Raw genomic sequence first — 13,685 nt, 5'->3', positions numbered from 1 at the left:
GTGTAAAGTTTCAACTAACTTAGTTGACATTTGACACTAAGTGGTGTTTCTTCGCGACGTGGCGGCTGGGAAGGCCGTCGTGTTCGCTCAGGAGGCAGTCATGTTCGGATTTCGTTTCATCAAGGCGCAGCCGACCCAGCATGTGATCCAGTATCGCGATGGTCGGCCCCAGCGGGAGGGCGCAGGGCTTTCCTTCTGGTATTTCGCGCCTTCGACGTCGCTGGTCGTGGTGCCGACGGCGAGCGTCAACGAACCGTTTATTTTTCCGGAGGTGACGTCCGACTTTCAGGAAGTGACGATCCAGGGCCAGATCACCTACCGCATTGCCGATCCGAAGCGAACAGCGGAGCTGCTTGATTTCTCGCTCAATGCCAAGGGTACCTACGGTTCGGAGGATCCGCAGAAGCTGTCGCAGCGGTTGATCGACCAGGTTCAGGTGGCGATGCGTGCCGAGGTGCAGGCCTTGACGCTGAAGGAGGCTTTGGCGGCCAGTGAATTGCTCGTCGGGCGCGTCGCCACCACGCTTCATGGTCATCCGGCGCTGCAGGCGCTCGGCCTTGAACTCCTCAGCCTGTCCATCCTGGCGGTAAAGCCGAAGCCGGAGACCGCCAAGGCTTTGGAGGCAAGCGCACGCGAAGCGCTGCTGCGCAGTGCCGACGAGGCGATTTATGCGCGTCGCAACGCCGCCGTCGAGCAGGAGCGTACGATCAAGGAGAACGAGCTCTCCACCGAGATAGCCGTCGAAAACAAGAAGCGTCAGGTCCGCGAGGCGCAGATGGATGCGGAACGTTCGGTTCAGGAGCGGCAGCTGCAGATCCGCCGCGAGGAGATGACCGGCAAGATCGCCCTGGAAGAGCAGAACAAGGCGCTTGTCGCTCTCGCCTCGACCAATGCGCGCGAAGAGGCGGATGCCAAGGCTTATGGTCTCGCCGTCATGATGAAGTCGTTCGGCGACGCCGATCCAAAGGTGCTGCAAGCCTTGGCGTCTGTCGGCATGGACCCCGGCCAGCTGATGGCGCTCGCCTTCCGCGATCTCGCCGATAATGCCGCCAAGATCGGCCAGCTCAATGTCTCGCCTGATCTCCTGCGCGAAATCATGCAGCCGCAAGCGAGGGGGTAAGCCAATGCCGACCTCGGAGTACGGGAAGTATGACGATAGAAAGATCGTGCTGATCGTGCGCGACACGCGTCTCGATGAACTGGTTGTGCGGTTCAACACCGTCCAGCAGGCGCAGTTCTATGTCGAGCATCTCGGTGCGGATTTCGGCGATTATCTGGCGGAGCAGCTGCATTACCGGGAAGCCGTGCACGAGGTCGAAGCCAGCCTGCGCGAAGTTGCCCGGGTGCAGACGCTCAATCGGCGCTATCTCGGCAATTTCATCTTCGCCGTCGATGATATCGTCGTCGTGCTGGGGCAGGACGGTCTGGTCGCCAACACGCTGAAATATCTCGACGGGCAGCATGTGCTCGGCGTCAACCCGGATCCGAAGCGCTGGGACGGCGTGCTGCTGCCGTTCCGTGTGGCGGACGTCCGCAAGGTCGTGCCGGAAGCTTTGGCGCAGCGCCGATCGCTTAAGCGTGTCAGCATGGCGAAGGCCTCGCTCAATACCGGCGAGGTCCTCTATGCCGTCAACGACCTCTTTATCGGTCCGCGCAGCCACGTTTCAGCTCGTTACGATCTCCAAATCGGCGAGAGACGCGAAAGGCAATCGTCGAGCGGCATCATCGTCTCGACCGGCATGGGCTCGACCGGATGGCTGAAGAGCCTCTACGCGGGCTGGGCGGGAGCGGCCGCCAGTTTCGGCATGGAGTTGCCGGCTGCGCTTGCCGACGCTACGTTTCCCTGGGATGCCGAGTTCCTGCATTACTTCGTGCGGGAACCCTTTCCCAGCCGGACGACGGGTGTCTCCCTGGTTTCGGGACAGATCGCCGCCGAGATTGGGATGACCGTCGTATCCGAAATGGCGGAGCACGGCGTCATCTTCAGCGACGGCATCGAGACGGATTTTCTCCCTTTCAACGCCGGAACCCTGGCGAGGATTGGTCTTGCCGAACGGCAGGGGTTGCTGGTCATCTGAACGCAAGCGGCCCGCCTCCCGGAATGGGAGACGGGCCGCTTTGTACTATCGGTTCAGGCGTCAGGCGGCCGAGAACGGTACCGCTACGAACGTCTTGTCGCCATCACGCTCGATGAGGAGCAGGACGGATTTGCGGCCATCCTTGCTTGCCTGTGCAACGGCGGTCTGCACCTCGTGGGCGTTGCGAACCGGCTGGTCGTTGACCGAGACGATGATGTCGCCGGTCTGGATGCCGGCTGCGGCGGCCGGCTTGTCCGGGTTGACGCTGGCAACGACCGCACCCTCGACGCCGTGCGGCAGGTTCAACTGCTGGCGTAGATCGGGGGTGAGGTTGGCAAGGCCGACGCCGATGCTCGGCTGGTTGGAAGGCTGAACCTTGCCATCGCCATTGTCATTGGCGGCCTGCTTGCTGTCGTCGTTGCCGCCGATGGTGACATTGACATCCATGCTCTTGCCGTTGCGCCACAGGGTGACCGAACGCTGGTCGCCCGGGGACAGATCGGCGACGAGCCGCGACAGATCCTTCGGCGTCTTGACGGTCTCGTTGCCGACGGCAGTGACGATGTCGCCGCTCTTGATGCCGGCACGGGCAGCGGGGGTTCCGTCATTGACGCTGGCGACGAGCGCACCCTGCGTCTGTGACAGGCCCATGGCGTTGGCGACATCCGAGGTTACGGGTTGGATCGCGACGCCGAGATAACCGTGATCGATCGAGCCATTCTTTTCCAACTTGGCGACGATCGTCTTGGCTTCGTCGGAAGGAATGGCGAAGCCGACGCCGACACTGCCGCCATTCGGCGAATAGATGGCGGTGTTGATGCCGACCACATTGCCTTCGCGGTCGACAAGCGGGCCGCCGGAATTGCCGTGGTTGATCGGGGCATCGATCTGGATGAAATCGTCATAGGGGCCACTGTGCAGGTCGCGACCACGGGCCGAGACGATGCCGGCGGTGACTGTTGTACCGATACCGAAGGGATTGCCGATGGCCAGGATCTGGTCACCGAGCTTCAACTTGTCGGAATCGCCCCAGGCAATGGTTGCCAGCGGCTTCGGCGCCTTGATCTTCAGGACGGCAAGGTCCGATTTGGCGTCGGCGCCCAGCAGCTTGGCCGGCAGTTCGGTGCCGTCGTCGAGCGTCACCTTGATGTCGACTGCGTTCTGGATGACGTGGTTGTTGGTGACGATGATGCCGTCAGGGCTGATGACGAAGCCGGAGCCGAGCGCCATGGCGTGCTGGTTCTGCTGTTGGTGCGGCGCCTGTTTCGGGAAGGGGACACCCTGGTTTTCGAAGAACTGGCGGAACTGCTCGTCCATCGGCGAGTCGCCACTGTCGACGCTCGTGTCCGTCGCCTTCATGGTTGTGGTGACGGTGACGACAGCGGGCTTGTCCGCGTCGACGATCGGGGCAAAGGAACCGCCGGGCGCGATGATGCCGGCAGGCTCGGCTGCGGCTGCTGGGGTTGCGGAGGTGCCGAAGGCAAAAGGCAATGCGCCCGCGCCGACAATGATGGCGGCTCCGACAATGGCGGCGGTGCGATGTTTGCGAAGAAGAGATGACATGGCAAAAGTCCCTTGCGAGATTGTTGGCGAATTGGCGTCTTGTCCATCTCCGGGACAGGCGTCGAATGGGTTCGCGTCAATTCTTTCCGGGAGCCCTTGTTTCCCGCATTTACTGTGGGGAAGCAAAGTATAAAATTGAATTGGCGCTGTCATGTAATATGATCCGCCAATTGACTTTTACAAATTAAATATTGATCATGTTATTATTGCAAAATTTTAAGATATTACATGAATTTAATGTTTGGCGGCCCGAATTTCTCCATATTCAGGGCTGTGGCGCCGGCCATCGTTTAAGCGCCTCCGCACCGACTTCCGTCAGCGCATAGATGCCGCGATCGACGCGTTCGAACCAGCCGTAGACGTTATCTCTCAGAATTTGCGGCGCCTTTGGTGCTGCGGCACGCATATCCTTCGGTTTCTGCACGCCGTTTTCGATCGCTGCGGCGCAGGCAAGGGCCTGCTGACGATAGGCAGTCATGATCGGTTTGCGCGTGCTGCCGCCAAGTGCCGGATCGCCCTTTCGCCGGCGATGTTCGTCAACAAGCCGTGATCTGCGGCGCGCATTCTTGCGCGGCATCGGCGAGACAGGGCTGACGACGATGTCGACGGTGCCGCTGTCGGACACCGCCAGCATGCCGAAGCCCAGCCGCCTGCAGAGATCGCGGAAGCGCCGGTCGCTTTCCCGGCCCTTGCCCTTCGCCGAGACCCGGGCGGCAATCCAGACTTCGTCACTGGCCGCGGCACGATCGACCGCCTGCAGGATCAGTTCGAGATTGAAAGTGAGCTTCAGCTCGCAGATGACGACGACGGGCGGCTCGCCGTCATTGAGCCCGACGAGATCGCAGCCGCCGATCTCGCCCTTTACGGCGTAGCCCGCCGTCTCGAGAAATGACTTGATCGGGAGATAGAGTTCCGTTTCCAAATCCTGCTCTCCGCTCTGGAGTGTCCTGATTCGGTTTAGCCGATTCGGTTAACCAGAAAGTCGATAAAGGCGCGGATGCGGGCCGCCAGATGCTCATGGCCGGCATAGACGGCATGGATGTTTTCGATATCCTCCGGATTGAAGTCCTCAAGCACCGTCACCAGCCGCCCGGCATCAATGTCCGGCTGCACATGAAATTGGCCGATGCGGGCAAGCCCCATTCCCTCCAGGCAGAGGCTGCGCACGGTCGGGCCGTTGTTGGCTTGAAGATTGCCCTCAACGATTTTCACAAATTGCGCGCCGGTGTGTGGATCGCGAAAAGGCCAGCCTTCGGCAGTGGGACGGAAATTGAAGGTGAGGCAATTATGATGGTCGAGTTCTTCCGGCGTCTTCGGAAGACCCTTCCGTTCGATATAGGCCGGCGATGCGACGACGACGCGGCGGCTTTCTAGAAGCTTGCGGGCCTTCAGCGAGCTATCCCGCAATAGCCCTGAGCGAATGGCGACGTCGGCGCGCTCGCCGACGATATCGATGACGTTGTCGGTGAGCGAGATGTCCAGTTCGATCTCGGGGTAGCGTCTCAGGAAATCGGGAATAAGTGGCACAAGGCAGCTTACCCCAAAGGCGACGGAGGCGCTGACCCGCAGCAATCCGCGTGGCACGGCCGCCCCGCCGGCTGCCACGATCCTCTCCGCTTCCTGAATATCCGTAAGGATCGCCTGCGCCTTTTCCAGATAGATCTCTCCCTCCGGCGTCAGTTGCAGGGAGCGGGTGGTGCGCACCAGAAGACGTGTGTTCAGCCGCTCTTCCAGCCGGGTGATGAGCTTGCTGACGGCGGACGGAGACAGGCGCAGTTTCCGCCCGGCCGCCGAGAAGTTGCGAAGGGTCGCCACCTGAACGAAGACATCCATCTCGCCGGCGCGATTGTCCACTTCTTCCTCCTGGCTTTGAATTGAATTCACAAGTGTTGCGTTTATATAGGCGATTATCGCTTGAATGTCTTGGCCCCATATTCTCTCCCGAACAAGAACCTGTGCAGCCGGAATTCTCCGGCCTGCCTTTTGGATCGGGTGATCTCATGCCTCTCGCTCTCTTCGCGTTGACGATCGCTGCCTATGCGATCGGGACAACCGAATTCGTCATCGTCGGTCTACTCCCCACTGTGGCGAACGACCTCCACATCAACCTGCCGCTTGCCGGCCTCATCGTCAGCGTCTATGCGCTCGGCGTCACCTTCGGCGCACCGATCCTGACGGCGCTCACCGGCCGCATCGAGCGCAAGCCGCTGCTGCTTGGCCTGATGGCGCTGTTCATCGTCGGCAACGGCATGGCCGCCTTGAGCCCGGGATATGCGCCGCTGCTCGTCGCGCGCGTGCTTTCCGCCTTCGCCCACGGCGTGTTCTTCTCCGTCGGCTCGACCATCGCGGCCGATCTCGTGCCGGAAAACCGCCGTGCCTCGGCAATTGCCATGATGTTCATGGGGTTGACGGTTGCGATCGTGACAGGCGTTCCCCTCGGCACCTTCATCGGCCAGACCTTCGGCTGGCGCGCCACCTTTGCCGCCGTCGCAGCTCTCGGTGTCATCGCCTTCGCCGCCATCGCGCTGCTGCTGCCGTCGAACCTGAAGAAGGCACCGGCGGCCGGCATCGGTGAGCAGATCCGCGTGCTTGCAAGCGGCCGCTTGCTGATCGTCTTCGCCATGACGGCGCTGGGCTATGGCGGCACTTTCGTTGCCTTCACGTTCCTGGCTTCCATCCTGCAGGACGTGACCGGCTTTGAAGCCTCCGCCGTCAGCCTCATCCTGGTACTCTATGGCGTCGCCATTGCCATCGGCAATGTCGTCGGCGGGCGCCTCGCCAACGGCAATCCGGTGCGCGCGCTGACCTGGCTGTTCATTGCCCAGGCTGTGGTGCTCGTCCTGTTCAGCTTCACGGCTGTCTCGCCCTGGCTTGCCATCCCGACGCTGGCCGCTCTCGGCTTCCTGTCCTTCGCCAATGTGCCTGGGCTGCAGCTCTATGTCGTCCAGCTTGCCCGGGAGGTTCGCCCTGCCGCCGTCGATGTGGCCTCTGCCCTCAATATTGCCGCCTTCAATCTCGGCATTGCCGCGGGTGCGTGGGTCGGCGGCCTGGTGGTGGAATCTTCGCTTGGCCTCGGTGCCACGCCCTGGGTCGGCGCGATCCTGGTCGTCGCTGCCTTGCTTTTCACTCTCTGGAGCGGCGCGCTCGACCGCCGCTCGGCCTCCACGGCGCAGGCCGTCTCCTCCGCTGCCTGATCAAACTTTGCAATCGAAAGGACAATCCATGCAAATCGTCAGCGCCAACGGCGCCTCCATCCCCGCTCTCGGCTTCGGCACCTTCCGTGTGCCGGGGCCTGACACCGAACGCATGGTGGCGCATGTGCTCCGCAACGGCTATCGCCACATCGACACCGCCCAGATCTACGGCAACGAGGCCGAAGTCGGCGACGGCATCCGGCACTCCGGCATCGCCCGCGCCGATCTGTTCCTGACGACGAAGGTCTGGGTCGAAAATTATCGCCACGTGGCTTTCGTCGCCTCGGTCGACGAAAGCCTGAAGAAGCTGAAGACCGATTACGTCGATCTCCTGCTTCTTCACTGGCCGAACGCTACAGTGCCGCTTGCCGAACAGATCGGCGCGCTGAACGACGTCGCCAGGGCAGGGAAGGTGCGCCATATCGGCGTCTCGAACTTCAATCGGGTGCTGATGCGCGAGGCGGCAGCGTTGAGCGAACTGCCGCTCGTCACCAATCAGGTCGAGTATCACCCCTATCTCGATCAGTCCGCTGTCATCGAGACGGCAAGAAGCCTGGGCATGTCGGTGACCGCCTACTATGCCATGGCCGACGGGAAGGTACTGTCTGACACGCCGCTGAAGGAGATCGCCAGCCGGCATGGAAAGTCGGTTGCCCAGATCGTCCTGCGCTGGATCGTGCAACAGGGTCTGGTCGTCCTATCGAAGACCGTGTCGGAAAGTCGCGCGATGGAAAATGCCGCTATCTTTGATTTTGCCCTGACGCAGGATGAAATGGCGGCAATCCACGCGCTTAGCCGCCCGGATGGCCGCATCGTCAGTCCCGACGGCCTAGCACCTGTCTGGGATGAGGCAGCTTGAATTCTAAAAATGAGGGAGCCGCGCCAGCGGCTCCCTCATGTGTTTATCGGTTCAAGCCTTGAAATCCAGCTTGACCTCGCACGCACCAACCGAAGCCGGCAAAAGCGGCTTGCGGATGCGCTGGCCGAAGTCCCGCTTGAAGCCGAAGACATTGCCGATCAGGCTCTTGGTATAGAGGCCCGGGCCGCTCGAGTAGGTGCGCCAGCCGCCATCGACAGCAATATCGCCCGCCTTGACGCGCGCCCAGTCGGACGAAGCATGATAGCGATCGTCGAAGGCGGCGTCGCTGCTGCTGAAATAGGTGTTGCGCTGGCGCAGTGACGCATGGTCGAGCCGGCCGCTGACGGCGATTGGATTGGCGAGCGCCAGGGCGGCCCATACCGCTTCGGCATCGTCATCAAGCGCCAAGGCTTCGCAGTAGCGCAGATGTGCATGCACATACATCAGCCCGATCTCACGCCCGAAGAAGGACGAGGATTCGGCGCGCCGGAACAGCGTTTCGGGTCCACCGGCATAAGTCGCCGGCTTTTCCATCAGTCTGACGCCATCCGGGAACAGCAGGTTCTCGCGAATGATCTTCATGTGGGCATGGCGCTGCTCCGGCGTGAACAGGCCGCCGATCATCGGCTGCGTCATCGCAATCAGCGAATAATGCAGGCCGGTCCGGGTATCCTGCGGGTGCAGCAGCAGTTCGACGCCATCATGGCTCGGATCGAATACGCCGTAGCCAGCGACGATGCCGTCGCGCATCAGGAGCCGGTTGAAATCGCTGCGCATGGCGGCTGCAGTCTCCTGCAGTGCCTGCGCCTCATCGCTGCGGCTGGCGAGCGTCAGGATCTTGGCATAGCGCACTAACTGCTCGTAAAGCAGCGAAACGGTCCAGCTGCTGACCATCCAGTCGCGCAGGTGCGGGTCGGCCGGCTGCAGGCTGTCGTTCCAGTCGCCATCGCCGTAGCGGATAAGGCTTGTGCCCTTCACGAAGCGGCTGCGCACGGTTTCGAGCAGCTTTTCGACGTGATCGGAAATCGTCGCACGCTCCGAGGTCAGCAGCAAGGTGTCGTCGGCACGCCACGGCACGGTTTCGGCAAGGAAAGCGATATTGCCCGTCGCCTCGATATAGTCGCACAACGCCTTCAGCGGCCAGACGACAATATCGCCATGGGCCTCGCCGGCGCGGATATTGGCGTAGGGCTCCAGCATGAACCATTGCGGCCAGTCGCCCCGATCCCGATACTGCTCGGAAAAGACGGTGCTCAGAACCTGCCGGGTTTCCTCGTCATGCTCATAGGCAAGCAGGAATTCCACCGGACCCTGGCAGACGTCACGCGTTCCCCAGGCAGCGCCGGTATATTGCTCAAGTCCATGCGGCACGCTCAAGTGCACGATCGCATCATGGGCGATCCAGGGCAGCATGACGGCCTGGGCTGTTACATCCGGATCGTCGCCTTCGATGCGTGCGTTGCGCGTCACATGGCTCCAGAACCGTTGCGCAGGCGCCAGCATCTCTTCGCTCTTCACACCCGAGGCGTAGCGCGCCGAAAAGGTCTCGCCGGCAGCCGCATCAGCCATCGAACCGGTGACGGCAAAGCGCAATTCCTGCGTGGGATGCGATTTCAGCGCGATGAACGGGCCGTTGCGGGAGTTGCCATCGTCATAGAGCAGTTCGTCGCCGCCGATGGCCTCGAAGGCATCCGGCGTCGGGGTGACGAGGTGATAGGCTGCCTGCGGGTAGCGGTCCCACAGCCACGAGGGCTGCGGGCGGAAGGAAATTCGTTTGTTCTCGGTATCGATGGCGATATCGGCGACTGCTTCATAATCGCGTTCGCCGAGTACGATATGGCCGAATACCAGGAAGCGGCAGGCGGCCCCTTCGACCGAAACGCTCCACTGCATGGCCGGATCGTCGCCGGAGGCGATTGCCGACACAGTGATGGTGCGGTGGGACAGCCGATAGATCCAGCTGGTGTCGCTCAGCCCCATCTCGAAGGCAGCGGGCACGCCGAGCAGGCGCCAACCGTCGCCGAGATCGACGAGAATGCGCAGGCCGCTCGACCGCGTCAGATTGTAGGGGTCGCGGGAGACGGAGAAGAGCTTGTGGAAGGAAGTGTTGCCGATGGTCAGCTGCGCGGCAAAGATGCCCTGCATCCAGCAGGTCGCCGCCAAGGTCTGGTCGTCGAGCAGCATGTTCTGCCCGCTGCGGATAATGGCGCCGTGACGGCGCGCCACGACACGTTCCTTTTCGCTGAGCACGACGTGCCTGTTGTGCGGCCCATCCGGCACGAAGAAGGAAATGAGCTTCCCGTCGACATGCTCCTCGAGCATGCGCTTGGGATAAAGCGCATCGATGTCGGCCTGCTCGAGGGTGTCGCTGACGGCGAAAGGCGCGTCCTGCACAAGGCTGCGGGCCGGCGGCGCAGCGACAATCGCGTCCTTGGCCAGTTCATCCCGCAATTTTGGCAGGTTATCGAGGCGCGCAAGGTCGGCATCGCTCGAGGCGGCCGGATGGTCGGCAACGAAGAGACCGAAGAAGGACGTTGTAGCTGCCGCGCCTGGTGCCAGAGAAAGCGGCTTCGACTGGATCGCCGGGCAGGCGACCTCGTGCTGTCGGCGCATGCTCGGCAGGCTGATGCCGAAGTCCGGCACCATGACGCCGTCATTGTCCTTGGACGGCACGAGGAGCTGGATCGCGTCGGTGGCAAAAGCCGCTGCACCCTCGAGGCAGCCTTGCGCCAGCCAGGGGTTGCGTTTGCCGCCCTGTTTGAGGTTCTGCCGGTTCATGACCACTGGTCCGAAGACGGCATGGTTGGCGATATGGTGATCGATATATTGCGACGCGTAGGCCTCGCTGTTCATCAGGAAGCCGCGATCGCCAAGGCCGACGTCCTGAAGGAGAACGAGATCGGCCGCGAGCGTCGTGCCGGTGGTGTTTTCGAGCGATACCCGCCAGAACCATGCGGCCTCGCTCGGGTGCAGCCGCAGGCTGACCGTGTGCTTGACGCCGGCCGTCTCGCCGCTCCAGCAAAGGCCGCTCTCGGCATGGCCGAAACGCACCGCGGCCTTCGGGCCGACGATCTCGGCCGTTTCCGGCTTGGCGCCGCCGACGCGCAGATAAAGACGGCCGATGCCGCCATAGACGGGCGATCCAAGCACCTGGTTGATCATGACGCCGCCCTGCTGGTCGGCAAAATCGATTGAAAACAGCGTGCCGTTCGGCAGCGCTGAAACCGAAAGGCCGGCACTATTGGTAAGCGTGGTAAGACCGAGTTCTTCGCGACGGGGCGTCTGAAAGCTGCGATTGAAGTCCGAGGACATAAGCTAGGTCTCGCTGATTCATGGATCGGATGGGGGTACTAGATCACAAGGCTGAGCCCGATCATAGGCGGCATTTTTGCCATTCGCGACAGCAATCTTTCGTGACAGCTGCCTGCTGGCTCACGGAAAACATATGACTCGACCCGGCAAGGGCGCCGGGTCATTCGACTGGAAACGCTGTCACTTTCATCGATGCGTCGGCGTCTCCGCGACCTGATTGGCAGTGCGCACGATGGTTGAAAGCTCGGCGTTGTCGAAGGCTTCCTTCGAAATGCCGCTGACGTGGAAAGTCCTGCTTTCCCCCGGCATCAGATTGACGAGCATATCGTCGACCTCGGCATTCGGGCTGATGCGATCGACGAACAGGCAGAGGTCGCGCAGCAGCGTCTGTGCCGTAATGGTGACTGCAACTCCATCGGCCGTCTGCACGCTCTGGATATCGAAGCGCGGCTGCGGATAATGCAGCTCCATGTCCTTCTCGAAGAACCACCACGCTTCGGCGTCACCCAAACGGGCACGCAGGAATTCCCGCCGGGGATCATCAGGCGTCGCCACGTCGCTGGGGATCGGAATGTCGGTATTCTCGAAACGGTCGCACAGAACGCGCCAGACGGAGTGGTGTGCAAGCAGCTTGCCGTTAACATCGAAACGTTCGACGGTGAAGGGCACGCGCCAGAATAGCGTCGCATCGTTCACGGCAACGGCGGCAAGGCCGTCGCCGCGCGGCTGGATGGTAAGAAGATGCGGGGCATAGCTGTGGCGCAGCGCGTACCAGAGCGGCTTTTTGCGCCCCGCGCCGTCGATCGCCGCCCAGGAGGTCACCGGCCAGCAATCGTTGAGCTGCCAGACGATCGTGCCCATGCAGGTCGGCCGGTGCGAGCGCATGTGGTCGATGCCGAAGCCAATGGCGCGCGCCTGATTGAGCTGTGTGACGAACAGCCAGTCGTCGAAATTTTCCGGATGGGGGAACCAACCATCCAAGCCTTTCAGCAGCTTGTCGTTGCCGGTGGTCGCTTTCTGATGGTGCAGGACGCCGGGGGAAGCCGGCGCGCGATCCTTCTCGCGCACGGATTGCGTCAATGTCGCGAAGGTTGAAGGTGCCTGCCATCCGAATTCGGAGCAGAAGCGCGGGATGTAGTTGCGGTAGGTCTCGTAGCCCACCTCGTTCCAGACATCCCAGATGTGCTTGCAGCCGTGCTCATCGGCATTCGGCGCGATTTCCATCGAGCCGGAATAGGGGCTTCCCGCCCAATAGGGCCGTGTCGGATCGATCTCGGCCACCAGTTTCGGCAGGAGGTCGAGATAATAGCCGGCGCCCCAGGGACGATTGCCGAGCACATCCTGCCAACCCCAGTCGAAATAGCCCCAGATATTCTCGTTATTGCCGTTCCAGATCACCAGCGAGGCATAGGGCATCAGCCGGGTGATTGCCTCGCGCGCTTCGGCTTCGATCTCGCTGTAGACGGGCTCTTCTTCGGGATAGGTGGCGCAGGCAAACAGGAAATCCTGCCAGACCATGATGCCGGCGGCGTCGCACTCCTCGTAGAAGGTATCGGTCTCGTAGATGCCGCCGCCCCAGACGCGCAGGAGGTTCATGTTGGCATCGCGGGCTTGGGCGATCCGCTCGCGATAGCGCTCCCGCGTCACGCGCGGCAGGAAGCAGTCGTCCGGAATCCAGTTGGCGCCGCGGGCAAAGACCGGTACGTCGTTGACGACGAGGGTAAAGGCCGAGCCGATCTCATCCGGCGTCGTGTCGAGCCGCACGGAGCGGAAGCCGACACGACGCTTCCAGCCGTCCAGCACCGCGCCATCGGAGCCCTGAAGCTGAAGATCGAGGTCGTAGAGCGGCTGGTCGCCGAGCCCGTGCGGCCACCAGACCTGCGGATTGTCGATGCGGCATTCGATCTGCGCGTGGGTCTCTCCCTGCGCGACGCGAACTTCCGAGCGCTTGCCGCCGACCGACAGCACCAGGGCCACGCTATCCGTACCCTTCGCGGCCCATTCGATCTCGACATGCAGGCGGGCGACGCCCTGGCCGCCTTGCAGCGTAATTTCCGGGCGGATGCTGCCGAGGCGTGCCTTCGACCAGCTCTCGATGGCGATGGGCTGCCAGATGCCCGAGGTGACGACGGTCGGACCCCAATCCCAGCCGAAATTGCAGGCCATCTTGCGGATGAGATTGCCGGGGCCGGGATAATTTGTGGGTATATCGGCGGCGCTGCCGAGCTGCTTGCGCACGGCTTCGCCATGCTCGTAGGCCGATTGGAAATCGATGATTAGTTCGTTGCGGCCGCTCTTGAGGTTGTCGCCGATGTCGAAGCGATAGCTGCGATGCATGTTGCGGGTCTCGCCGAGCACGGTGCCATTCAGTTCCAGGCGCGCCGCCGTATCGAGGCCGAGGCAGGAGAGATCGATACGCTCGGCCTCTTCGCTCTCCCAATCGAAGGCGAGGCGATAGCGCCAGGCGGCGCGGCCGATCCAGTCCTGCGAGATCTCATTGACGTCGAGATAGGGGTCGGTGATCAGCTGGGCGGCCATAAGGTCGAGATGCACGTTGCCAGGCACAGCGGCCGGGATCGTATTCGGCAGGGACGGCGCGGTGGAGGGTGCGCGAAGGCGCGAGATGGTCCAGCCGGTGTCGAGCGTCTGTCTTTTCATGTCATGGATCCGTGAAGAAAT

The 13,685-nt window shown here is 62.1% G+C and carries 9 protein-coding genes; 4 read left to right on the top strand and 5 right to left on the bottom strand.

The annotated features are described in order from the left end of the window. Positions 1-100: 100 nt before the first annotated feature. The gene (locus GA0061101_RS10610) at positions 101-1,120 is read left to right on the top strand and encodes an SPFH domain-containing protein (RefSeq protein ID WP_037192525.1); all 1,020 of its coding nucleotides are present in this window, start codon (positions 101-103) and stop codon (positions 1,118-1,120) included. A 4-nt stretch (positions 1,121-1,124) separates the two neighbouring features. Further along, on the top strand, positions 1,125-2,078 hold the full coding sequence (locus GA0061101_RS10605) for a diacylglycerol kinase catalytic domain-containing protein (RefSeq protein WP_037192523.1): 954 nt from the start codon (positions 1,125-1,127) through the stop codon (positions 2,076-2,078). Between the two features lie 60 nt (positions 2,079-2,138). Here GA0061101_RS10605 and GA0061101_RS10600 read toward each other — a convergent pair whose 3' ends face one another. The 3 genes from GA0061101_RS10600 to GA0061101_RS10590 form a co-directional block, all read right to left on the bottom strand. Continuing rightward, entirely contained in the window at positions 2,139-3,641 is a 1,503-nt protein-coding gene (locus GA0061101_RS10600; RefSeq protein ID WP_037192520.1) for a DegQ family serine endoprotease, read from the bottom strand. A gap of 265 nt (positions 3,642-3,906) precedes the next feature. After that, positions 3,907-4,563 carry a DUF2161 domain-containing phosphodiesterase gene (locus tag GA0061101_RS10595; RefSeq protein WP_047554612.1) on the bottom strand — a complete coding sequence of 219 codons (657 nt, stop codon included), beginning with the start codon at positions 4,561-4,563 and terminating at the stop codon, positions 3,907-3,909. Positions 4,564-4,598: 35 nt separating this feature from the next. Continuing rightward, a complete protein-coding gene (locus tag GA0061101_RS10590) occupies positions 4,599-5,495 on the bottom strand; it encodes a LysR family transcriptional regulator (protein WP_037192515.1) in 897 nt (298 codons plus the stop codon). A 146-nt stretch (positions 5,496-5,641) separates the two neighbouring features. On the opposite strand from GA0061101_RS10590, the gene GA0061101_RS10585 reads away from it, so the two are divergent. Together GA0061101_RS10585 and GA0061101_RS10580 are read left to right on the top strand one after the other, a co-directional pair. Further along, a complete protein-coding gene (locus GA0061101_RS10585; RefSeq protein ID WP_037193233.1) occupies positions 5,642-6,835 on the top strand; it encodes an MFS transporter in 1,194 nt (397 codons plus the stop codon). A 28-nt stretch (positions 6,836-6,863) separates the two neighbouring features. After that, complete coding sequence (locus GA0061101_RS10580) at positions 6,864-7,694, top strand: aldo/keto reductase (protein WP_037192512.1); 831 nt, start codon at positions 6,864-6,866, stop codon at positions 7,692-7,694. A 51-nt stretch (positions 7,695-7,745) separates the two neighbouring features. On the opposite strand, the gene GA0061101_RS10575 is transcribed toward GA0061101_RS10580, so the two are convergent. Together GA0061101_RS10575 and GA0061101_RS10570 are read right to left on the bottom strand one after the other, a co-directional pair. Beyond that, positions 7,746-11,006 carry a GH36-type glycosyl hydrolase domain-containing protein gene (locus GA0061101_RS10575; RefSeq protein WP_037192509.1) on the bottom strand — a complete coding sequence of 1,087 codons (3,261 nt, stop codon included), beginning with the start codon at positions 11,004-11,006 and terminating at the stop codon, positions 7,746-7,748. 186 nt (positions 11,007-11,192) lie between these two features. Beyond that, on the bottom strand, positions 11,193-13,664 hold the full coding sequence (locus GA0061101_RS10570) for a glycoside hydrolase family 2 protein (RefSeq protein WP_037192506.1): 2,472 nt from the start codon (positions 13,662-13,664) through the stop codon (positions 11,193-11,195). Positions 13,665-13,685: the final 21 nt, after the last annotated feature.

The organism is Martinezella lusitana, assembly GCF_900094565.1.
Taxonomy (GTDB): Bacteria; Pseudomonadota; Alphaproteobacteria; order Rhizobiales; family Rhizobiaceae; genus Rhizobium; species Rhizobium lusitanum.
This window is presented reverse-complemented; position numbering and strand designations above follow the sequence as displayed.